This is a genomic window from Treponema sp. OMZ 788 (assembly GCF_024181245.1).
Lineage (GTDB): Bacteria > Spirochaetota > Spirochaetia > Treponematales > Treponemataceae > Treponema_B.
On the sequence record NZ_CP051199.1, the window covers coordinates 844,650 to 867,360 of the forward strand.

Consider the following 22,711-nt stretch of genomic DNA (forward strand, 5'->3'; position numbering starts at 1 on the left):
AATTTTATATAAAATATTTTATAAAATTATATCAGATAAATATTGGAGTTGTCAAGCTCGAGATTATTTATTTTAGAACTTAGCTTCATCTTACCAGCTAAATCTCCCCTTAATCCAGATAGAGCTTATCTTGTTTAATTGTGCAAAGTCTCCCTTGTCCTCATAACCTTTTGTATAAATATCTCCTCCCAAAATTACATGAATGTTGTCGGTAAGAGAGTAATCAACGGCGTAAGTGCTGAATGTGCTTCCGTAATTAATGTCTATTGCTCCGCTTGCAGAAAGTTTAAGCGTTTCCCTCAAAAAAGTTTTGCTTATGTTTAAGCTCACAAAACCTTTGTGCATGGGCCGCTCTATATCGTCTTTGTGGTTTAAAATAAGGTCTTCAAAATATTGGGCACTTATAAACCACGAACTTTTGTTCCAATCAAGCCCTGCCAGCATTAAAAATTGATGTTTGGGTTTAGGCTGTTCAAAGATTAAGTTTATATTATCGGGTGTTTGTTGAAATATTTCTACCGGAGAAGGTTCTTTTTTTAATGTTTTTTTCGCTTCAAAATATCGCTCTCCTATCCATGCACCTTCCAATCTAATGGTTACATCTCCTGCCGGTATTGCGGCATCAAGGCCTGCCATGCCTATGCGGTAATACTCTTGGCTTAGTTTTGTATAAATTAATGTTGGAATATAAGGATTTGTTATAGGATTATGATCTAAGCAAGGTTTTTTAAGTTTTTTTTCAATGTATCCGGTTTTTGTAAATTTAGGATTCTTATCCCAACCGTAAAAGCCTGAAAGCGAAAAATCTATGCCGGGTAAAAAGAAGGATAGACGGGCTGCCGCTTCCGTGTCCGTAAACATCTTGGGTTTTTCATTTTCGGTTTTTGTGTATTTTATAGGAATGGTAAAGCCGCCTTCAGTGTGTTCATCGGGAAGCTCAATATAAAAAAGAGCATCCTTCGCTCCTTCTTCAAAACTAAACGGAGGTAATTTGTTCGGAGTAAAAAAAGGAATTGCGATAACTTCAAAGGTAAAGATGTCGTGAAAAAATCTTAGGCGGATGCTGTCCGATGCGAGTTTTGTATCATCTGAAGAAAGGGCTAAAAAGGCGGAAGCATCTTTTGCACTCAGAACATCTGTTAGGGTAAAGCCGTCTGCCTGTCCCCAGCTTATAATCTGCCTTCCTAAACTCAAATCCCAAATTTCGCCGGAATATCGGAAATAGGCTTCATTGAGTTTAAAACCCGTACGCAAAGGATTGCGGTAATTATATTCCGCCGCAGCAGATAGAAAGGCATAGGCTGAACCTGCAAGAACTTCTCCTTTTATCTGAGCAATGGAGCGTGAAAGGCTGTACTCGGCCCCCTTATTCCATCTAAGCCCATGGGCTGTTTCCAGTTTTCCTCCGAAGTTAAATTCTATTCCGTTTGATTCTTCAATTATTTCTTCTTGAGGCTCTTCGGGTTCATTTTCTTGCGTATAGGCCGAAAACAATAATACTGTAACAAAAATCAAACCTGAAATAATTCTTTTTATACCTTTCATAATTCCTTCCTCCATAAAAACTTTTTATCACGCCTCCATAAAAGTTTAATTTTTGATTTTTCCCGCTTCAAGAGAGTTTACCCTAAAATAAGAATCCGGTATCTCTTTATTGAATTCGTGCTTTAAAATTTCAATTACCGTTTTACGCTTTTTTTGAAGGTTATTCATTTCCATTTTATTGCCAGTCCAAAAGCCGTCTTTTTTTTCGATACCGCTGACGGTAAGCACCTTTAAAATCTCTCCTTGTTCATCATAAAATTCCGCCTTTACATTTAAAAGAGATTCTTTATCAATCCATGAAATAAATTTTGAGTACATGGATTTTTTTACCGGAACCGATTCTATTTTCCAGCAGTCTTTGGAATCGATTTTTTCTTCACCTAAAAGACTGTGTTTATAATCGTCTACCTTGCGGCTGCCCATGTCTTCATAGGTAAATTCCGTTCCCATAAAATCATCTTGGCTTGATGAGCCGCTTATGCGCTTAGCTTTTTTTAATGCCGGAATATAAAGCCATCTGTCATCGTTTTTTGAAGTGTCATCATAGGAGTATGCAAGATAACCTGTGCCTTTTACATCTGCCGGAAGTAAAAATACCATGACGGTCTTTTCTTCCTTTCCGTAATCTTTTGAATAGGCTGTAACTTCACGCACCCTTTTTTTTCCGTTTGAGTTTATGAGTGTCATTCTCATTTTAAAAGAATCCGTAACGGCCTTTTCCCTGTTGCTTGCTTTTTGCATAATATCTCTTCCCGTCAATTCTTGTGCAAAGCCTGAACCTAATGCAATTACTGCAGCCAATAAAATCATAACAATCTTTTTCATCTTTTTCCTCCATAAAAACTTTTCTATGCTTCCTTTCGGATAGAAGTATCATCTCTTTCTTTTCCGAAAGGTTGTGAAATATAAATTAAAACAGGTGTCATCAAATAGTCGGCAATCAGAGCCGAGAAAAGACCGACAGCAGCTAAAATTCCTAAACGCAAAAATGCATCGATTTGACTTATCATATACATTAAAAAAGTAACCGACAAAATTATCGTTGTCATGGCGAGTGTTTTTCCTATCGAATAAAAAAGAACCTACAATGGCCTTATGATAGGAACCTTCTTTTTCAAAAAGGAATTTTGTATGATTGGTAAAGTGAATTGTGTCGTCAACTGCGATACCTAAAATCATAGGCATGATAGCCATTGTTACCATGTCAAGCGGAACTCGGAAATAGCCCATAATCGCTCCGGTTGTAATAATCGGCATAATGTTCGGGATAAGACCTATGAGTCCCATTTTAAAACTTCCGAAAACAATCATCATTAAAATACCTATTGCTCCAAGGGAGGTAAAGAAAGAATAGATTTCCCCGTATACTATTTTATTATTCATCTCTGCTGCATGGGCTGCAGCACCGGTTAAGAAGGTATCCGCATCGGGAAAAAGTTCAGCGCATTTTTTATATACGCTTTCCAAATTGGCTGCAACTTCGTTTCCGTCAAAGGCGGCAACATCAACGGTTATGCGGATGGTTCTGAATTCGTCATCAACCCAGCGGGAAGTTTCTCCTCCCGATATTTCGTATAAAAATAAAAGCTGAGCTAAGAGCTCTTCATCTTCCGGTATCTTATAAAAAGCGGGATCGTCGGCGTGCATTGTCTGATTCATTTCTTTTATGATATCTATAATCGAAAATATTTTAGGCACTCCGTTATTTAATTTTGTTAATTTAAAACCGCCTATGAGCCGGCTTAATTCTTCCAGCTTTTTTAAGTTTTCAGGCTTTTTTACCGCATCTTCTTCTTTAAAAGTTATCATCACATTGTAATTGAAATAAGACCCCAGCTTGGAATGTGTAATTTCGTAAATGCGTTTTACATAAGGAATTCTTGTTCCCATAAAGTTAAAGCTGTCCATGTTTACGCTTATCATAAAAATCGCCGGAATACAAAGAACTGTTACAAGTGCAAAAACAAGCAAAATTGCTTTCCGGTTTTTTAATACCGATTTTCCGAGCTTTTCAAAAAAAAGAATCCAGTTTTTGATATCTTATTGCACTCTTATTTTTTTCGGGAAGGCAGTCTTTTCCGAAGCTCATCAAAATAGGAATTAAGATGCTTACATAAACATACACGGCAAATACCATTGCTGCACTTGCAACTCCCACCCAGTGCATGGGCTGAAGATCTATCGTCAGGAACGATAAGAGCGAAACGGCTGTGGTAACTACGGTAAAAAATAAAGGCCAGCCCGTATTTTCTATTGAATCTACAATTGCTTCTTTTCTTTTTCCGATTTTATAAAAACTGTTTCTAAAAGAATTTACAAGGTGAATGGAGTAGCCTACAGAAAGGGCCATCGCAAGGATGATGGGAATTGAAAGCATTTCGGAACTTCCCTGAATATTTAAATGCCCCATAAAGCCCAAAACCGAAACTATTGCACCTACTGTGGCGATTATAGGTACAATGGTTCCGCGGAATGAACGTGCAAAAATAACAAGAAGAATTATCATGCACATAAAACTAAGGCTTACACATTTTTTGATATCTGCATTCATTACAATTTTTTCTTCCGTTTCGGTATATGGAAGTCCGGCGGCCTTTATTGTGTAGGCAGGGCTTTTGTATTTTGGGTTTGTAACAATATCTATGGCTTTTTCTCCCATGGTATACATAAGTTCCTTATCCGAAGTTTTCATCCATTCTTCTCTGCTGGGAGTTGCTTTAAACGAAAGCACAAGCCATGTTTCGGTTGCATCGCTTGAAACAAGTTTATTTACTATGGATTTTCTCGATAAAATAAAGTCCTTTGCTTTTTTTTAATTCGGCAGGGTTTTCAGGTATTCCGTCTTTAAAGGGATTTTTTATTTCGATACCTTCGTCCGTTCCTACGCTTATATCGATATCGGTGATTGAGGTAATCGAATCCGCATACGGAATTTTTTCTAAAAGCTCGTTGCCGATCTCCTTAATCATTTTTAAAACCTCAGGTTTAAAAACATCGTCGGATTCTATGAGCAAGACTATGTTGTCATTGCTTCCGAAAAGGGTTTTAAACCGGTCTTCGTGTTCTTTCATATTTTCTGTAATGTTTACAAAGACCTCTTCCGTCATTGATGCGGCTTTAAACTTTTTTAAGCCAAGTACTCCGAACAGGGTTAAGGCTGCCAAAACCGCAATTAAAAGAAAGCGGTGCCTTATCTGAAATTCTCCGATTTTTTTAAAAAAACGGTGTATTCCTTCCAATTTCATTTTATGCTTCTCCTTTTAAGTTCATAAGCCGATAGGTTTATGTACCTATAATATTTTTAGCTAAAGAATGTCTCCTGTAAGTATATGCTTACATATTATGCTTGTCAAGTAAGAAAAGATTTGTTTTTATAAATTAACTATATCTTTTCGATGTATTGTATATATTTTATGAATATGATACAATGTCATAAGTTAAATAAAAACTATGATAATTATTCAGCCTATCTTTTAGAAAAACTGTTTTAATCCCATCGTATTTTTTTAACTAAAAGGAGTTTTATATGAATAAAAAAGTATTGGTAGTAGGTGCCGGTATAGCAGGACTTTCTGCCGCTATCCGATTAAGGCATGCAGGATATGAGGTGGAAATTTTTGAGCAAGGAGCTATGCCCGGCGGAAAGATGCACAGGATTGAGGCTGATGGGCATAGTTTCGATGTAGGTCCGACCCTTGTTATGATGCCTTCCGTTTATAGAGAAATTTTCGAGCTTGCAGGAAAGAATGCGGACGATTATATTCCTATGACAAAGCTTGATCCAATGTATGAGGTTTACTTTAAAGATAAGGATAAGTCTAAGGACTATCGGCATTATGTGCTGAACTCGGATCTTGTAGATTTAATGAAGATTACCGAAAAAAAAGGACCCGATAATGCAAGAGGTTTTCTTTCATATATTTCCGAAATTTATAAAAGATATCAAATTGCTCTGGATCATTTTATAACGAGACCCTTTAGAAAATGGTCAGATATATATAATCCGTTTATGCTTCTTCAAGCTCTTAAATTAAAGACCTTTGACAGTGCAGACAAGATGATGGCTTCCTTTATGCCGGACAGTGATTTACACAGAATGTTGAGCTTTCAAACCCTTTACATAGGAGTTTCTCCCAAAAAAGGTCCTTCTCTTTACAATATAATTCCTATGATTGAGCTTCTGTACGGGGTTTGGTTTATCAAGGGCGGAATGCATACGATGGCTTCTCAAATGGCAAGACTTTTTGAAGAGCTTGGAGGTAAGATAAATTATAACTCTAAAGTCGATAAAATATTAACCGAAGGAAAAACCGTTAAGGGGCTTTTGGTAGGCGGAGAAAAAATTGAAGCTCCCTATGTTGTGTGCAATGCAGACTTTCCCTATGCCATGACAAATTTAATTGATGATGAAAAGGTGAGAGGAAAATATAGTCCCGAAAAAATAAACAAGATGGACTATTCTTGTTCATGCCTTGTTTTTTATTGGGGTGTGGATGGAACCTATCCTGAGCTCCCTGCTCATGCCTTTGTAGTATCCGAAGACCTTGATGATAATCTTAAAAGCATATTTGACGGAAGAAGAATCAAGGATCCGTCCGTTTATCTTCATATTCCGTCCAATGTAGATCCTTCAATGGCGCCTGAGGGTAAGTCGAGCTTTTATCTTTTAATTCCTGTTTCCGAAGTTGTAACTTCGCAATATGAATGGAACGAAGAAACTGTAGATTATTATAGGCAAAAAGCTATTGATTCTCTTTCAAAACTGCCCGGCCTTGAAAACTTAAAAAATTCAATCTCAGTAGAAAAAGTTTTTACTCCCAAAGATTTTGAAAAAAACTTTAGCGCCTATAGGGGGGCGACCTTCGGGCTTCAGCCGACATTAACTCAAAGCAATCATTTAAGACCTCAGGCAAAGGCAAAAAACTGCGAGGGCCTTTATTTTTGCGGAAGCAGCACCCATCCGGGGGCAGGAGTTCCTATTGTTATGCAAAGCGGTAAGATCTGTGCAGAGGAATTACGCCGGGATAATTCTGAGGATAATTTTAGTGATAAGTAGATTAAAAGCGAAATTCCGCTTAAAGAATTCCTACAGGCAGGCGGAAAAGATTATGAAAGAAAGGGCTGTCAATTTTTATCGGGCCTTTTCAAATCTTCCGCCTGAAAGGTTTAAGGGCGTCGCTGCCGTTTATGCTTTTTGCAGATATGCGGATGATCTTGTAGATAAGAGTCATACAAAGCGTGATGAGCAAACCATATTGAAAAGTTTACTCGATCTTGAAAATGCCCTTAAATTTCTTTATTCAGAAAAAGATACTTCAGATTCTTTTTCCTGTGATAACAGTGTTTTTCATCAAATCTGGTGGCCTGCCTTTGAAGATACTGTAAAAAAATTTAATATTCCTCAGACAAGTTTTTTAATGCAGATAGAGGGGCAGCGTATGGATCTTTCCCCTGATGACATTAAAACCTTTGATGAGTTTATAGAATACTGCCGTCTTGTTGCTTCCTCGGTAGGCCTTATGATGCTTCCCTTTTTGGTCAAGCCCGATAAGGAAATGGATGAGTCCTTTGTTAAATCTTGTGAAGATCTGGGAATAGCAATGCAGATTACAAATATCTTGCGGGATGTCGGCGAGGATTTACGCGAAAAAAATAAGCTCTATCTTCCGGCTTCTTTAATGGAAGAATACGGTATAACGAGGACTGAACTCGAATCTCTTTCAAAACACAGTACCGAAGAAAGAATTGAAGATCTTATTCCGTCAAATTTTATTTCTCTTTGGGAAAAGCTTGCTTCGATTGCCGATGATTACTATGCTTCATTTGAAAAAAAACTTTCTTACTTTCATACTGATTGTGTTGCAAGTGTTTTTGCGGCTGCAAGAATGTACAGAGGAATCGCTGATGCCGTAAGAGAGGCTTCGTATAATTGCTTTACAAAAAGATGCTATACGCCTGAAAGGATAAGAAGAGCCGTCATCGCTGAAGCGGATGTAATCAAGCACTGTATTAGATTTTAATTTTGGGGGATTTTAAATGAAAGATATTTTGTTAATTCTTATTTCATTTTGTTATATTTTCTTTTATAATTGCGGCCTCCTGTATTTATGTTTTTGCTCCCTCGGAAATAGGCCGGGAATTGAGCTTGTTTAGTATTGTGCTTATTGCTTTGTGTACAGCCTTCTTTTCAGCCTTTGTCGAAATTAGCGGAAAAAACGGTGCCGATAATTTATCTCTTCCTATAGGATCCGCTTTGTTTGCTTCTCTACGCAAGGCTGAAGAATTATTTCGGTTTTAGGATATTTAGCTGCCCATTATTTTTGCAGACTATGTTTTTGACATATTCTAAAACTAATCCGGCCTTTTAAGTTTGAGCTCATTTAAAATAAATTTTGAACCAATTTGCCGCCGTCCGTTTCAGGGTCTTTGGTGCTAAGGTAGTCCGAAATGTCTACATCCTTTTTATAATAGTCAAGCATATCCTTGTTTTTTTCAAAGAAGCGGTCTACGGCTATTTTAAAGAATTCCATACAGACTCTGGCATCGTCTTCGGCACGGTGGGCATTTACGGCTTGAACGCCGAACTGCACTGCAAGGTTTTGAAGGGCGTAGCTTTGTAAACCAGGCAGGGTTTCCCGTGCAAAGGTGAGGGTGTCAAAGACCTTGTTTGTGAGCTTTGTTTTTCCGCACCTTTCAAGCTCGCAGTTTATAAAGTTTATGTCGAAGTTTGCATTATGCGCAACGAGAACAGTGTTGCGGATAAAGTCCAAAAAGTCGGGTAAGACTTCGGCGAATTTAGGCTGACCTGCGAGCATCTCGTCGGTTATCTGGTTTACCTTTCCCGCCTCGGGAGGCATGGGTTTTTCGGGGTCTATCAAAACATTGTAGCGGGCAATAACTCCGCGGATATCGAATTTTACGCAGCCGATTTCGACCACTCTTTCAGCCTTGGCCTCCGTTCCCGTTGTTTCGGTATCGAAGGCCGTAAAAACCGCCTTATCGTAGACGGCGCTAATCCAATCGTAAGAGCTCATTATGCGTTTAGTACTCCGTTAAATTCTTTTTCGAATTCGGCAATCTTTTTATCCGATTGTTTTTTAGCTTCTTCAACAGACGAAACAACCTTCTCTGAATGAATTATGTAGATCTTTATCTTGGGTTCGGTTCCGCTCGGCCTTATGCAGATTATCGAGCCGTCTTCCAAATAGTATTGAAGAACATTGCTCTTAGGTAAGGAAACTGTAGTTTTTTTGGCAGGTTCTAATGGAGAGTACTCCGTGCTTTCCTGAATATCCCTGATGGTTTTTACCTTCACTCCGGCAATTTCGCTTAAATTTCTTTCTCTTACCCTGACCATCATATCCTGCATAATCTTCAAGCCTTCCGCTCCCGGGTATACCATGTTGATGGTCTTTTCGCCGTAAAAGCCGAATTCCGAAAAGATTTCGTTTAATCGGTCTAAGAGGCTCTTGCCCTTGCTCCTCCAATAGAGGGTCATCTCTGCACAAATTGCAGAAGAGGCAATTCCGTCCTTATCCCTTACCTCGGTTCCGAAATTGTAGCCGAAGCTTTCTTCGTATCCGTAAAGATAGGTGTGGGAACCTGTGCTTACCATACGTTCGGCAACACCGCAGATCCACTTAAAGCCCGTGAGACATTCTTCACTCTTAACATTATATTTGGCGGCGATTAAATCGCTTAAGGGAGAGGTTACTATGGAGCGTACTATCGCCGCGTTTTGAGGGAGCTTATTTTTTTCTTTTAAGGTCAAACAGATATAATCCGTAAAGAGGGCACCCATTTGGTTGCCGCTTATAAGCTGCATTTCGCCCGCGGCGTTTTTGACTGCACAGGCAAAGCGGTCGGCATCGGGATCGGTGGCCATTAAAATATCGGCTCCTTCCTTTATAGCCAAGTCCATAGCCATCTTCAAGGCTTTCGGGTCTTCGGGGTTGGGATAGCTTACTGTCGGGAAATTGCCGTCAGGCTCGCGCTGTTCGGGAACGCTTATAACATTAAAGCCCATTTCGCCCAGTACCTTTTCGACATGTACGGCTCCTGTTCCGTGAAGGGGAGTGTAAACTATCTTCACCTTGGAAGCCATATCCTTAATTATTTCTTGACGGCTGATTTTATTTTTAAGCATGGCCCAATATTTTTCGTCGATTTCTTTATCGATGATTACGAGCTTGCCCTTTTTAAGAGCTTCTTCTTCGCTCATCATTTTGACGGAAGAAACTTCGCCTACCTTTTTGATGATGCCGGAATCATGGGGCGGGGTAATCTGGGCTCCGTCCGACCAGTAGGCCTTGTAGCCGTTATATTCCGGAGGATTGTGTGAGGCGGTTACTACAATTCCCGTATCGCAGCCGAGTTCCCGTATGGCATAGGAAAGCTCAGGCGTGGGTCTTAAACTCGAAAAAAGATAGCAGCGGATATTGTTTGCCGCAAAGATGAGGGCTGCAGTTTTTGCAAAGACATCCGAAAAGCGCCTTGAGTCGTAGGCAATTACGGCACTTAAAGAACCGGATTTAGCCTTGTCCGCCTTTGCTTCTATTAAGTAATCGGCAAGCCCCTGAGTTGCATTTTTTATTACTAAGGGGTTCATTCGGTTTGTGCCTCCCCCTATAATGCCCCTTAAACCTGCCGTTCCGAATTCCAAGTCCCTGTAAAAGCGGTCATACAATTCCTTTTCATCGTTTTTTTCGATTAAGGCCTTAACCTCATCGGCAAATTTTACTTCCGTTTCTTCGGAAATATATTTTTTTGCCCTATTTAAAATTTCATTTTTGTCCATAAAAAGTCCTCCGTTTATAACTCTATAATTATATCACAGTTCAGCGGAATTCTTCAAGGGCAGCACTAAAACCGTTTACAAAAAATCCGGAAGATACTTTATCCACTGCCTCAATGCTGCCGCTTCTTCGATATGGGCCAAGGAAATATTTTCGCTCGATTCGATGTCGGCTATTGTGCGGGATATTTTTAAGAGGGCGTGGCTTCCCCGGCCTGAGAGTTTTTTTGATTCTACGATTGCAGAAAAAAATCTTTCCGCTTCGCCGCTCATTTTGCAAACTTCTGCCGTCTCTTGGGGTGAGAGTTTTGCATTTTCATAAATTGTGTTTTGCACTTTTTTCTCCTTATTTATAAATCTTAATCTTTCCCATTGAATGAGCCTTGCGTTCTTTATTTTTTGCCTCATCGTTTGGGTAGAGTATTTTGCCTCTGCCAAAATATTTTCAGGTTTGGGCGGAAGGACGGGAACCCTTATGTCGATTCTGTCCAATAGGGGAGCGGTGAGTTTTTTCCAATATTTTTCGATTTCGTAGGGGAGGCAGGTGCATATTTTTCCCATTGCCCCGAAGTTTCCGCAGGGGCAGGGATTGACGGCAAGGAGGAGCTGGAAGCGGGCCGGAAAGGTGCTTGATCTTCCGGCACGGCTCAAGGTTACGCTTCCCGTTTCCAATGGAGAGCGTAGGCTCTGCAAAACGCTTGCTTTAAACTGAGCCGCCTCATCCAAAAAAAGAACTCCGCCGTGGGCGAGGGAAACCTCACCCGGCATACATTTTCCGGCACCTCCTATTATGCCTTCCATGCTTGCATTTTGGGAGGGCATCCTAAAGGGCGGTCTTTTTAAAAGACGGGAGCTCGGCGCCGATTGGGGCAAAAGCCCCGCGATGCTGTAAATGCGGGTTGTTTCCATTGCAGTTTTTTCGTCCATGTCGGGGAGGAGGAGGTGAAAGCGGCTTAAGGAGAGGGTTTTACCGCAGCCGGGCGGCCCATAGGCTATGAGGTTGTGTCCTCCTGCCGCCGCTATTTCGAGTGCACGGATTAGACCGTCCTGCCCGCGGATATCCTCAAAGCCCCTGACCAAGCCGAGCCCTTTTTTTTCGTCTTTTTGAAAATCAAAATTTTCTATTTTGTGTGCATCGTTATCTTCATCGCTCCACACAAAAAGAGGAGCAGGCCCTTTATCGGTGGTGTTCTTTTTTTTTGAAGAAGGTCGGCTTTGCTGCAAGGCTGCCGCTTTCTATTTGGTAAAAAAATTCCAGGGCTTCAATTAGGTCTGACACTCCGAATACGCTGATGCCTTCTTCGATGAGGGCCTCGGCCTCGTTTTCTTTCGGAACTATAAAGTATTTGATGCCCTGCGAGCGGGCAGCCGAGATGGCTCCTATGAGTCCGCGTACAGGCCTTACCCTGCCTGAAAGCTCAAGCTCACCCATTATCATCACGGACTTTTCGGCTAGGCTGTCATCTTGCGGAATGATAGTTTGAGCTTCCTGTTTAGAGATGTCCGAATTTTTTGCTTCCTCTTTTGCGGTTAAGACGGCTATTGCAATAGGAAGATCGAAGCCGCTCCCTTCTTTTTTTTGATCGGCAGGGCTTAAATTTATCAAAATCCTGTTTAAAGGAAATTCAAGCCCCGAATTTCTTATAGCAGCCCTCATCCTATCCCTTGCCTCCTTTACGGCAGAACCGGGGAGCCCCACTATGTCTATAACCGGCAGACCCCGCCTTAGATCGGCCTCAACCTTAATCAACTCTCCTTCATACCCGAATGACGAAAAACTTAAAATTTCCATTGTTTCCTCCATAGTAAAATTTGATGCCCTTTTACTATTATTTTAGAAAAAAAAGACTTTATGTAGCATAATTTTAAAAGAAAGTTTTTGGAATTTTGGGGATGGTTGATATTATTATAGAAATATGTTATTCTTCTTACAATTATGAATATTTTGGTGACCACATTCGGAACATCTTGGCAGATTATTCCTGAGCTTTTCGGCTTTACTAATCCAGATGATTTTTCCTTTTTTGAAAAAAATAAAATTTGTAAAGATACCGCAAAAAAATATTCTATCGAAAAAATTGATGAGCTTTGGCTATTAAGTCCCGAAAATAATGAGGCTGCTGTTCAACAAGTTCTTGATTGGGCAAAAGCCTATCCTGTCAAAATAAAAAGAATAATATGTGAGGGAGTAAACGAATTTAAAACTGAAGATGAAATTCTCGCAATGCGTTCTTGTATATATGCGGCAGTTGCTGAGGCCTCAAATTTGGTAACGGAAAAAGGCTTTTTGTATTTGTCTCTTACAGGCGGAAGAAAAACAATGAGTGCCGATATGCAGGATGCAGGGTATTTATTCGGCTGTAAGGCCATGATACATATAATCGATATCTTTACGAAAGAAGATGACGCTATAAGAGATAAATTTAAAAAAGATAAATTGAATGAAACTGACGGCAGCTATGCAAATTATTTTTTGCCTGTAGTTATAAACCAAAATATTCAAAGAAATTTTATTTTAAATGACGATATAAACTATCCCGAATTAAAATTTGAAAACGGCATATGTAAGTTTGATGATAAAGGACTGTTTGCCTTACAAATTCAGGAATTAAAAAATAAATCATCTAATCTGTTATCTAATTTTTCAGATTCTCTTATAAACTCGGATAGTCTTGAACGTTCCGTTTTTCATAAACTATATTTTCTGAAACCCGATTTTATAGCCCGACTTAAATTAAGAACCATAGGAGAAAATGAAGCTGAAGATTTAGCACTGATAAAAAAACTTCCTAAGGCCGATCTTCATTCTCATTTGGGCGGTATTCTTTCGGCCGAAGAAATTATTGAAACGGCCGTTTCTGAAAACGATAAAGAATTCTTTGATGAGAATTTTTATAAAGAGATAGTTCTTCTTGTAAACGACGGAAAGACAGATGATTTAAAACAAATTAAAGATGATATTTTTAAATTGAAAAGAAAAGATTTTAAGAATTTTTATAAAAAACTTTTAACTTTTATAAAGGCTTTTCAGATAAATAAGGTTTTATTTGATGATATAGTTTTTGGTGAATATACGAATCCTAAAAAATTTTATAAAATAGGATTGATAGAATATCAAAAACTTGGAGACCTTCAAGGAAGTTCTTTACTACAAACAAAACACACCATTACAAAGGCTATTGAAATATATGTAAAAAAACTTTCAGAAGATAATATAAGGTATGTCGAAATACGCTGTTCGCCATATAAATACTGCAATTTGGGATTAACTGCTGAGGAAGTTACCGAAGCCGTAATCAAAGCTATGGATGATTCAATAGAAAAATTACCTCAAGATAAAAAAATAGAATACAGACTTATTATGATTGTGGGGCGGGATTCCAATGAGGCTGAAATAAAAAATAGCATTGAGCAAATTATGGCTCTTTATAATAGAAATACTAAATTTTCAAAGCGTATTGCAGGAATCGATTTAGCCGGAACCGAAGAAGCTAATCTTCCAAAAAATTTGCGGGAAGCCTTTATGCCCATTTTGGAAAATTGCTTGAGTATTACCATACATGCCGGTGAAACTGAGGCTGTTGAAAGTATTTGGCAGGCTGTCTACCATTTAAGTGCAGATAGAATAGGGCACGGTTTAAAGTTGTTAAGTAAGCCTGAGCTTATGGAAAGGTTTCTTTATAAAAACATCGGTATAGAAATGTGCCCTTCAAGTAATGACCAAATTGTCGGCTTTTCCCAAGAAGGGGATGCTTATTATCCTTTAAAGAAATATATGGAAGAAGGTTTAAAGGTGACGGTAAATACCGATGATTGCGGTATATCGCGTACTGAGCTTTCAAATGAATTTTATAAGGCTTCATGTCTGGTGAAGCGGGGCTGTAATAAATTTTTAACATTGTGGGATTGTATCGTTCTTATACGCAATAGTTTGAGCATCTCTTTTTTGGATAAGAAAACAAAATCTACCCTTATGCGTTTGTTTGAAGATGAGATTTTTAAGCTTTGTGAGCAAGGAGAAATTATATGAATGTGTGCTGCGTAAAAACTGAAGACCTTGATGAAAAAATAGTTAAGACAACAGGTTCTTTTTTGCTTCCCTTTGAAAATGTTTTTAAAAACAAAAAAATATATTGGATTGAAAGATCTCAGGCAGAAACCGATGAAAACTATAAGCAGCTTATTCCGTATATAATGATGACAGATGGACACGGCCGCTTTGCCTGCTATCCACGGCATGGGAATGAAAAGAGATTGCACGGCCTATATTCTTGCGGGATAGGAGGTCATATAGATGAGGTTGACAAGGCCGGCACTATAATGGAAACTGTAAAAAACGGAATGTACCGAGAGCTTTCCGAAGAATTAAAAAACTTTCAAAAGGAAAAAATAAGCCTTGAGTATCGCGGAATAATTAACGAGGTAAAAACAAAGGTCGGGCTTGTACATATAGGTTTAGTTTTTTTTGCCCGCTGTCTTGAAGGGTATCTGCCAGAACCGGCTGACGAATTAGCAGGTCTTGAATGGAAGTCTATTGACGAAATAAAAAAATTAAAAAAGGAATTTTGGTCGGATCTGGCCTTAGGTCTTATTTAGCTTTTATGAAAAATATATATGTAGAATATGTAGATGCCGAATTTGAAATTGAATTTGAAAAGCCTTTTTTATTTTTGACTCTGCCTTCGATTGTATTTAGAAGTATTCTAGGGAGCCGGCTTCACAGTATAGCCTGTATTTCCCGTCAAAACACATGCCGGAACTGCCAATTCAACAAATCATGTATCTACTCTACCATTTTTGAAACCATACTTGATAAAACTACGGCATTTTTACCCGGACGGGATAAGGGCTCTCATCCTTTTAGGATAAAAATAAAAGAAGCATTTCGCCCGGATAATCCTTCTTCACGTATCTTTTTAACGGTTCAACTTTACGGTTTTGCTATTCAATATCTTCCCTATATTTTTTACGCCTTACAGCAAGCCGGAGACAGGGGACTTTTTAAAGAAAGAGCCGTTTATAAAATTAAAGCTGTCAGGGTGCATAATGAAAATATATTAAAAACCGACGGCAATTTGAATACGGACTTTCCTGTAAATTCTTGGGAGTATGAAGTTAAGAAGGATATAATCGAAAAAGCTCAAAGAATATGTATAAAAACACCTTTAAGATTTAAAGTAGGCGGTAAGTACAAAAAAGATTTTTCCGCTCAAGATTTTTTACTTTGCATAGAGCGCCGTCTTATTACTCTTTCTTCTCTTTACGGAAAATATGAGCTTGAAGAAGTTTATACACCCTCACCCGATATAAAAATATCGGAAGCTGATTTGAATTGGAAGGATTATAGCTATCATTCACACCGCCAAGAAAAAATAATCAGCCTCGGCGGTATAGAAGGCTCTTTTGTTATGAAAGGTGGCTTTACCGACTACGAAAATCATCTATTGAATTTTGCAGATATTTTCGGTGCGGGCAAAAACACAAATTTCGGATTGGGAAACATTGAACTTTTATAAAGCATTATAATACTTGCAGTATCTATGCTGACTACAGCTTATCGATTTCTTCCAAACTTAATCCGGTTGCTTTTGATATTTTTTCTGAACTATCTCCCAATTGCTTTAAAACCTTTGCAGTTTCAAGAGCTTTTTGGTAGGCTCCTTGCTGATAACCTTCATGTATATATGAAGCCTTGTCGTGTTCATATTTCATGCGGTTTTCATAAAGCCATTTTTCTTTAGGACTCATTTCCATTATTTCAATAGTTGCATTTGCTTTTGCCATTATCGGTGATTCTTGTGCCAGCATGGTACGTACCTCCCTATCATCAGTTTCGATAAATTTCAGCCAGTTATAAAGTTTCTTTTTCTTTTCATCCTGTTCAATATTTTCTTGGTATTTAACCTTATCTAAGTTCAAAAAGTGGATTTCAAGTTCGTCGGAAAGTTTATCGTTTAAGTGCTTTTTGACTACATTGTATTCACTGTGAATGAGATTGTTTAAATCAAAGCCTTCACCCACTATGTTTATTGTAATACATTTAGGCAGTTTTGTATACACTTCGCCTGTTTTTAAGTTTTCAGTGTACATCTTAGCCCAATAAAAGATAGTCCGTTGGACAAACTCACTGTTCCACCTGTTTTGAATTTCGATGTCGATAATGGTATTGTTTTTTAGGCGTAGTTTTACATCTAAAACACCTGTTTAAAGGCATAGTCGTTTCGGAGAGTTACCGTAAAAAGTCTTTGCATAGTTAAGCCTCATTAATAAATTTTAAAGGAGAAAAATTCTCCCTCTTTCATAATTATTATAGAAATTTTGTTTACATAATTAGTAAGATTTGAGAAAAGTTTTTATTGCAAAAAAATTTAAAACAGAGGGGTCTATACAAAACACATATAATATTGTATACTAGAAATAAGGTTTTGCAAGATATTTGACAAAATTCGCAAACCTCCCAAAAGTGCCAAAACCCCCGTTTTTTGGGGTAGGTTTGCGAAATTGTGTAAGTTTATACTGGATATAGAGTTACACAATTATAGGGAAGGGTTTTAAGACGATTTTCGGCTTGACAACAGAAATTCGAGGGAGGTTCGCGAAAACGGCCTTCTAAGTCTATATCTGTTATAGACTTACGATGGGTAGAGTATAAATTTTAGACCTGACTTAAGGGATTACGACTAGACTTTGTACAGGATTTGCTGCAATTGTAAATCAAACGTATAAATTTTAGACCTGACTTAAGGGATTACGACTCGTCTGTAATAAACAGAATTGTCTGAGTATCGTCCGGTATAAATTTTAGACCTGACTTAAGGGATTACGACTAAGATATGTCAGGTAGAATGTCCTCAATTCTTTCTTTCGTATAAATTTTAGACCTGACTTAAGGGATTACGACAAATCCTGGATAGTGTCTTTCGGGATAGTATAAACTTGTATAAATTTTAGACCTGACTTAAGGGATTACGACCCATTGAAAAGGCAATATCAAATTCTGCATTGAGCTCTTGTATAAATTTTAGACCTGACTTAAGGGATTAGTTGTTTTAATGTGTAATTGTGTTGAATATCAATAATTTACCTAACCTGTTAGTTCATGAATTTCTTTTGTTTCCGTTTCGACTAAAGAATTGACTTAAAACTTTGTAAAAAGACGGGTTCTTAGGGCAGAGCCCTAAGCGGCATTTTGGAGAAAGGTGGGGTTATAGGGGAGGAATACACCTTTCTCCGAAAAAGGGGTGTTCCTCCCCTAAAAGATTTTAGACCTGACTTAAGGGATTACGACTAAGATATGTCAGGTAGAATGTCCTCAATTCTTTCTTTCGTATAAATTTTAGACCTGACTTAAGGGATTAGTTGTTTTAATGTGTAATTGTGTTGAATATCAATAATTTGCCTAACCTGTTAGTTCATGAATTTCTTTTGTTTCCGTTTCGACTAAAGAATTGACTTAAAACTTTGTAAAAAGACGGGTTCTTAGCGATTGCAAGCCGGCGTAGCAATCCAAGCCCTAAGCGGCATTTTGGAGAAAGGTGGGGTTATAGGGGGAGGTACAACCAACGAAGTTTCGAGGTCATACACCTTTCTCCGAAAAAGGGGTGTTCCTCCCCTAAAAGATTTTAGACCTGACTTAAGGGATTACGACGCAACTTCAATTCCGGCTTCAACTGCGGCAGCTTGCAACGTATAAATTTTAGACCTGACTTAAGGGATTACGACTGGGCCGTAACTCCCTCGCTCATAATCCACTCTGAGCTTTGTATAAATTTTAGACCTGACTTAAGGGATTACGACTACTCCGCAAGAGTCAGAGTTGTATAAATCATGTCTCGTATAAATTTTAGACCTGATTTAAGGAAGTACAACCGGCGAAGTTTCTAGGCTTACAACCAACGAAGTTTCGAGGTACAACCTCTGCTATGAACGGGTTTTTCCCCTTCCCCTAATAACGCTTTATAAAATATTCTATAATACTACATAATATGCGATAATATTTTATAAGGAAAAAAAATGGCGGAAGTTTATATTTTATCATCTATCGGTAAATTGGGTAAACGGGATACAAGTCTTGTTTTTTATAAACCGGATGGAACGGAACAGATTTTGTATCCGTTTAAAATTAAACAGCTTCTTTTGGTAGGAAAAATATCTATCAGCGGAGATGCGTTTAGAATTCTTGCAAAAAATAGAATACCTGTAAGTTTTATTTCTGCAAACGGGTATTTTAATTCCCGTCTTGTTTATGCAAATGAAAAAAATGTTTTTTTGAGGCAGGCTCAATACCGAATAATGGACAATGCCGAACAATCTTTGCAAATTGCAAAAGACATCGTTATCGGTAAAATTAAAAATCAAATCAGTTTTATGCATCGAATCAAACGGAAAAATAATTTCGAATTTGAAAGAATTAAAAATGCAATTTTAAAAACCAAAGAGCTTATTAAAAAAGCAGAAACGGTTGAAAGTATTGATGTCTTACGAGGAATTGAAGGAAACGCATCAAAAAATTATTTTAGCGTTTTTAAGTGTAATATTTCTCCTGAATGGGCTGACTTTCCATGCCGGAGTAAAAATCCTCCTCGCTCTAATGTAAATGCCGTATTAAGTTTTTTGTATACAATTCTTATGACCAGAGTTGAAACTGCAATTGAAAGTCATGGTCTTGATACGATGGCCGGAACCCTTCATGCAAGCCGCTACGGTGCTTCGTCCTTGGTATTTGATCTAACCGAAGAATTCAGAGTGCCTATTGCCGATACTGTTTGCTGTAATCTTTTTAATCTCGGTATTTTAAAGCAGACCGACTTTGAAAGTAAACTCTTCAATTCTGATGACTATGATTATCCTTCACAAGAAAAAGAAGACGATGCTGTTCTTTTAACTGAAGACGGACTTACAAAGGTTGTTGATGCTTTTGAAGAAAAAATGTATAAAGACAGCATCCGTACAAAATCGGGTAAAAATTTATCTTATGGAAAACTTATTTACAGACAAATAGGTTCTTATAAAAAGATGCTAAACGGTGAACGCAGTAACTACAAACCGTTCTATTTTAAATGACATACTTTATAGGTTATGACATAAGCGATTCTGAACAAAGATGCCGTACTGCATCTCTTTTGGAAAACTATGGCGTGAGAGTACAATATTCTTTTTTTCAATGTGAACTTGATTCTAAAACAATGGAAGAATTATTTTCTAAATTAAAAAGATTTATTGATCCTGAGTCTGACAGCTTACAAATTTTTCCTGTTTGTAAGGATTGCTTAAATTTAAAAATAATATTAGGTAAAAATAAAGTACATGAGGAACAGCAATATTTAATAATATGAATGAGGAGTTAAATTGAAAAAAGAAAGCTATTGGCTAATCGCCTATGACATCAGGGACGGAAAAAGATTGAACCGTGTCGCAAAAACAGTTTCTTCCTATGCTTGGCGAATGCAAAAATCTATTTTTGAAGCTCATGCCGATAAATTGACCATTTTGCAAATGCAAAGCCGATTAAAGCAAATCATAAAAGATGAAGATTCTATATTGATTATTCCCGTGTGTGAAGACGACCGCATTAAAAGAAAAATATACGGCCTTAGGGGTGAAAATCCTATGGATGGAGATTATATTGTAGTATAAATTTTACATAAATTCTGAAACTAGGGATATGAAGAGAGATGGTCCCCCCTATGTTAAGAAGCAAGCAATCTAAACTCATTTTTATATAAATTAAAAAATTTGTCAACAAGCACCGGTTTAAAGTCCAAAACAGCCGGGTCAATATGAGAAGCGGCCTGTTGTAACAGCTGCACCGGTGAGCCTTTTTTGTAGGTATTAAAACGCTTAAAGTTAAAATAGTTTTGATACCGATGTGCTTTTTGTAAAAAGTCTTGAGCACCGGAAAAATAGCGGCACGCATAAAACTCATCTTCAATAAGTCGATGAGAACTTTCTACATCGCTTTGATACGTCTTAGCACCGACGGGAATCGTCTTATGCGAACAGCCGAAAGAAAGTTCGATGACCTTTGTAAACAGTGTCTTTTTCAAACTATTCCAAGGCGAGGTAAACTCAGTACCGTTATCGGTTTGGATAGTTATTTCAACAGAAAGCACGCCATATTGTTTTAAATGAGATAAAAGCAGGTATATGAAAATGGCGGTACTTGTCGTACTGTGTTCTTGGGTATACCCGATAAATAAAGCTCCGGTTCTAACGCACCGAGCGGTTATTTGGTATTTCGGGAGATGAAAGCGCACAAAATCGTGATAAAATTCAGGAATATCGTCCAAGTATTTGACTACGGTCTTAACGGAGTACGGGATGCTGTACTCACGTTTAATTCAAAAGCCCCGTTAATGCGCTTGTTATCGGCTGTCGCTTTTTCTGCAATGCTTTTGATTTTGAATTGCCAATACGGTTTCATCATAGCGGGAGTTTTTTTAGGTTTTTTAGACAGGTCTTTAAGCCCCACAGCTTTTTTTTTCTTCCCAGCGTTTTCTCCATTTTCTTACTGTTTTTGTAAAATGCGTAATAATCCATTGCGATGGTATCTCCTTTGATGTGAATTTTGCTTATTACATTTTGCCCAACCGCTACGGTTGCGGCAAGGGGGATACCATCTCTCTTCTCTGTATAATAAAAATAAATTTTACCCTATACAAACTCTCAAAAATCCACTATAATACTAAAATATTAGGTTATAGATAAACTTTAGATTTATCTGATTTTTTCTTTTGGGAGCAAAGATGCAAGCTGTTGAAGTTTATTGTCCGGTATGCGAGGCTGTGGTGCGTATAAAATCTTCAATTATTGACGATGTAGGGCAATTTACTAAATTTATTTTATGGTGTCTCGGTAAAGGTTATACTATAGAAGAAATTGATGGTGTTATCGAGATAGGTGAAAATGTTATCGGTGAAGAACTAACATACCTTTGCGGAATAGGCTTTGTAAAAGAAGATGATGGAATTTTTTCCTTGAGAGAAAAAGGAAGATCTTTTTTATATCTTATGGAAATAATTGAAATTTTTAACTCCTCAAAACAGATGGTTAATATTAATTGTACCACAGGAAAAATCCAAAGATTTAATAATAATATAGAATCATCCGCCCTAAAAAAAAGATTTTCAAAAATTTCCTTCTATTGTTTCATGGCAATTATTTTATAATAAAAACTACGGTAATTCTAAAGACTTTGTTATCGAAAATTATAATCAAGTCTTTGAACATTTGAATGATGTACAAATCGAATCCTTATATGTAGAACTCGAAATAACACGAGAACCTAAGTTTGTCAAATACCGCTTGGATGATGTATTGCCGATAAACCAAAAATATTCATTGGAAAATATGGATGATATAAATGTAGTTATTGAACAGCCTATAGACCGTATTCGATATAATATAATAGACACAAGATTGGATAAACATCGTCATCTTATTCCAAGCCTTTTAGATCAAAAAAACTCTGATAAAAAACACTTATCATTCGATTCTATGAGAATTCTTAATTTACTTGATGAAGAAAAAAAACTTAACTCAAAAAATAATGCCGTATATGTTGACTCATTGAACTGTAAAGTTTTTCCTTCTTTTGATAATAAAGAAATAGAATATGCAAAGATTAAAATAAAACTTCCCAAATATGAATATCAAATATCTGATCAAGATGTTAAGTCCGTTTTAAATTTAAAAATGAATTATCTAAAGGCTTCAAAAACTTCAACAGATGAAATTATCATATCAAGGTTTATTCCGTTTTCGGCATTTAAGGAATGTGAGGACTAGTTACATGGGCAGAGGTACGGCGTTTAAATTTATCGGCAGGCTTTCACAAGATGTGTCTAGGACAGCATTAAATATTGCTTCGGGAAATGTTGTCGGAAGCTGCATTGATGCTGCATCATCTCTTATCCGAGTTACTACGGATGTAATTTCATGCATTTCTGAACATAACCGTACACGTATTTTAAAAAATCAAATTTATGAAAGCCGGATTATGCTTGATAGTTTGTATGAGACTGCAGTACGCTCTGCAAAAGCTGAAGTTAGACAAGAAGCAAGGCTTTTGGCAAAATCCTTGGAAAAAGTAAGATTGAAGCTTGATTCTGAATATCAAGAGTTTTGTAGAATGATTGAAGCCCGTAAGGAAGACCTTTCGCAAAGGATGGAGTTTGAAAACAAAAAAAATGAAAACTTCAAAAAAATCCGCTATATGATTAAAGATTCTTTAACGGTTGCCGAGTCGGCATTAGAAATTTTACTTCAAGACCAAGATAAAAACAGATTACAAATTGCGGCTTTGCAGGAACAGATCAGAGTGTCAACCGGTGCATATATAAAGATGATAAAGGAATATTGTTGATTATAAGG

General features: G+C 37.5%; 17 protein-coding genes, 3 pseudogenes and 2 CRISPR repeat arrays. Of the genes and pseudogenes, 12 read left to right on the forward strand and 8 right to left on the reverse strand.

Annotated features, from left to right (window positions below; translation table 11 throughout):
• Nucleotides 1–90: 90 nt before the first annotated feature.
• The 3 genes and pseudogenes from E4O00_RS04075 to E4O00_RS14175 form a co-directional block, all read right to left on the reverse strand.
• Nucleotides 91–1,545, reverse strand: coding sequence for a hypothetical protein (locus E4O00_RS04075; protein ID WP_253678708.1), 1,455 nt, complete (start codon nucleotides 1,543–1,545; stop codon nucleotides 91–93).
• Between the two features lie 45 nt (nucleotides 1,546–1,590).
• A complete protein-coding gene (locus E4O00_RS04080; RefSeq protein WP_253678710.1) occupies nucleotides 1,591–2,370 on the reverse strand; it encodes an outer membrane lipoprotein-sorting protein in 780 nt (259 codons plus the stop codon).
• Nucleotides 2,371–2,393: 23 nt separating this feature from the next.
• Nucleotides 2,394–4,790, reverse strand: a pseudogene (locus E4O00_RS14175) (RND family transporter).
• Between the two features lie 281 nt (nucleotides 4,791–5,071).
• Here E4O00_RS14175 and E4O00_RS04100 point away from each other — a divergent pair.
• The 3 genes from E4O00_RS04100 (at nucleotide 5,072) to E4O00_RS04110 (ending at nucleotide 7,843) form a co-directional block, all read left to right on the forward strand.
• Nucleotides 5,072–6,601 carry a phytoene desaturase family protein gene (locus tag E4O00_RS04100; protein WP_253678717.1) on the forward strand — a complete coding sequence of 510 codons (1,530 nt, stop codon included), beginning with the start codon at nucleotides 5,072–5,074 and terminating at the stop codon, nucleotides 6,599–6,601.
• Nucleotides 6,591–7,565: a phytoene/squalene synthase family protein gene (locus E4O00_RS04105; protein WP_253678718.1), complete on the forward strand. Its 975-nt coding sequence runs from the start codon at nucleotides 6,591–6,593 to the stop codon at nucleotides 7,563–7,565. Before E4O00_RS04100 ends, E4O00_RS04105 begins: the two co-directional genes overlap by 11 nt.
• A 119-nt stretch (nucleotides 7,566–7,684) precedes the next feature.
• Nucleotides 7,685–7,843 (forward strand): hypothetical protein, encoded by a 159-nt coding sequence (locus E4O00_RS04110; RefSeq protein WP_253678720.1) that lies wholly within the window; start codon nucleotides 7,685–7,687, stop codon nucleotides 7,841–7,843.
• Between the two features lie 82 nt (nucleotides 7,844–7,925).
• Here E4O00_RS04110 and E4O00_RS04115 read toward each other — a convergent pair whose 3' ends face one another.
• The 3 genes and pseudogenes from E4O00_RS04115 to E4O00_RS04125 form a co-directional block, all read right to left on the reverse strand.
• Nucleotides 7,926–8,579, reverse strand: a complete 654-nt coding sequence (locus tag E4O00_RS04115) for a 3'-5' exonuclease (protein ID WP_253678721.1) — start codon at nucleotides 8,577–8,579, stop codon at nucleotides 7,926–7,928.
• Nucleotides 8,579–10,342, reverse strand: coding sequence for a phospho-sugar mutase (locus E4O00_RS04120; RefSeq protein ID WP_253678722.1), 1,764 nt, complete (start codon nucleotides 10,340–10,342; stop codon nucleotides 8,579–8,581). Before E4O00_RS04120 ends, E4O00_RS04115 begins: the two co-directional genes overlap by 1 nt.
• A gap of 75 nt (nucleotides 10,343–10,417) precedes the next feature.
• Nucleotides 10,418–12,131 (reverse strand): annotated as a pseudogene (locus E4O00_RS04125) (YifB family Mg chelatase-like AAA ATPase).
• Nucleotides 12,132–12,287: 156 nt separating this feature from the next.
• Here E4O00_RS04125 and E4O00_RS04130 point away from each other — a divergent pair.
• Genes E4O00_RS04130 through cas6 form a run of 3 tightly spaced genes read left to right on the forward strand, consistent with a single transcriptional unit; the run spans nucleotide 12,288 to nucleotide 15,855 of the window.
• The gene (locus E4O00_RS04130) at nucleotides 12,288–14,369 is read left to right on the forward strand and encodes a hypothetical protein (RefSeq protein WP_253678723.1); all 2,082 of its coding nucleotides are present in this window, start codon (nucleotides 12,288–12,290) and stop codon (nucleotides 14,367–14,369) included.
• On the forward strand, nucleotides 14,366–14,935 hold the full coding sequence (locus E4O00_RS04135) for an NUDIX domain-containing protein (RefSeq protein ID WP_253678724.1): 570 nt from the start codon (nucleotides 14,366–14,368) through the stop codon (nucleotides 14,933–14,935). Before E4O00_RS04130 ends, E4O00_RS04135 begins: the two co-directional genes overlap by 4 nt.
• A 5-nt stretch (nucleotides 14,936–14,940) precedes the next feature.
• Complete coding sequence (gene cas6, locus E4O00_RS04140; RefSeq protein ID WP_253678725.1) at nucleotides 14,941–15,855, forward strand: CRISPR system precrRNA processing endoribonuclease RAMP protein Cas6; 915 nt, start codon at nucleotides 14,941–14,943, stop codon at nucleotides 15,853–15,855.
• Nucleotides 15,856–15,886: 31 nt separating this feature from the next.
• Here the strand turns inward: cas6 and E4O00_RS04145 are convergent.
• A pseudogene (locus E4O00_RS04145) lies at nucleotides 15,887–16,543 on the reverse strand (Rpn family recombination-promoting nuclease/putative transposase); the annotation flags it as partial.
• 442 nt (nucleotides 16,544–16,985) lie between these two features.
• A CRISPR array of direct repeats spans nucleotides 16,986–17,386; the repeat unit is 35 nt; unit sequence GTATAAATTTTAGACCTGACTTAAGGGATTACGAC.
• Between the two features lie 565 nt (nucleotides 17,387–17,951).
• Nucleotides 17,952–18,208: direct repeats of the CRISPR family, unit length 29 nt; unit sequence ATTTTAGACCTGACTTAAGGGATTACGAC.
• Between the two features lie 144 nt (nucleotides 18,209–18,352).
• Between E4O00_RS04145 and cas1 the strand changes: the two are divergent.
• The 3 genes from cas1 to cas2 (E4O00_RS04160) are packed head-to-tail and all read left to right on the forward strand — an operon-like array spanning nucleotide 18,353 to nucleotide 19,975.
• Complete coding sequence (gene cas1, locus E4O00_RS04150; RefSeq protein ID WP_253678726.1) at nucleotides 18,353–19,402, forward strand: CRISPR-associated endonuclease Cas1; 1,050 nt, start codon at nucleotides 18,353–18,355, stop codon at nucleotides 19,400–19,402.
• The gene (cas2, locus tag E4O00_RS04155; RefSeq protein WP_253678727.1) at nucleotides 19,399–19,674 is read left to right on the forward strand and encodes a CRISPR-associated endonuclease Cas2; all 276 of its coding nucleotides are present in this window, start codon (nucleotides 19,399–19,401) and stop codon (nucleotides 19,672–19,674) included. The genes cas1 and cas2 (E4O00_RS04155) overlap by 4 nt, the downstream gene beginning before the upstream one ends.
• 13 nt (nucleotides 19,675–19,687) lie before the next feature.
• Nucleotides 19,688–19,975 (forward strand): CRISPR-associated endonuclease Cas2, encoded by a 288-nt coding sequence (gene cas2, locus E4O00_RS04160; protein WP_253678728.1) that lies wholly within the window; start codon nucleotides 19,688–19,690, stop codon nucleotides 19,973–19,975.
• A gap of 53 nt (nucleotides 19,976–20,028) precedes the next feature.
• Here the strand turns inward: cas2 (E4O00_RS04160) and E4O00_RS04165 are convergent, their stop codons facing one another.
• On the reverse strand, nucleotides 20,029–20,451 hold the full coding sequence (locus E4O00_RS04165; protein ID WP_253678729.1) for a hypothetical protein: 423 nt from the start codon (nucleotides 20,449–20,451) through the stop codon (nucleotides 20,029–20,031).
• Between the two features lie 633 nt (nucleotides 20,452–21,084).
• Between E4O00_RS04165 and E4O00_RS04170 the strand changes: the two genes are divergently transcribed.
• The 3 genes from E4O00_RS04170 to E4O00_RS04180 all read left to right on the forward strand — a co-directional run bounded on the left by E4O00_RS04170 (nucleotide 21,085) and on the right by E4O00_RS04180 (nucleotide 22,703).
• A complete protein-coding gene (locus E4O00_RS04170) occupies nucleotides 21,085–21,507 on the forward strand; it encodes a hypothetical protein (RefSeq protein WP_253678730.1) in 423 nt (140 codons plus the stop codon).
• A gap of 61 nt (nucleotides 21,508–21,568) precedes the next feature.
• Nucleotides 21,569–22,126, forward strand: coding sequence for a hypothetical protein (locus E4O00_RS04175; RefSeq protein WP_253678731.1), 558 nt, complete (start codon nucleotides 21,569–21,571; stop codon nucleotides 22,124–22,126).
• A gap of 4 nt (nucleotides 22,127–22,130) precedes the next feature.
• Nucleotides 22,131–22,703, forward strand: a complete 573-nt coding sequence (locus tag E4O00_RS04180; RefSeq protein ID WP_253678732.1) for a GumC domain-containing protein — start codon at nucleotides 22,131–22,133, stop codon at nucleotides 22,701–22,703.
• Nucleotides 22,704–22,711 lie beyond the last annotated feature (8 nt).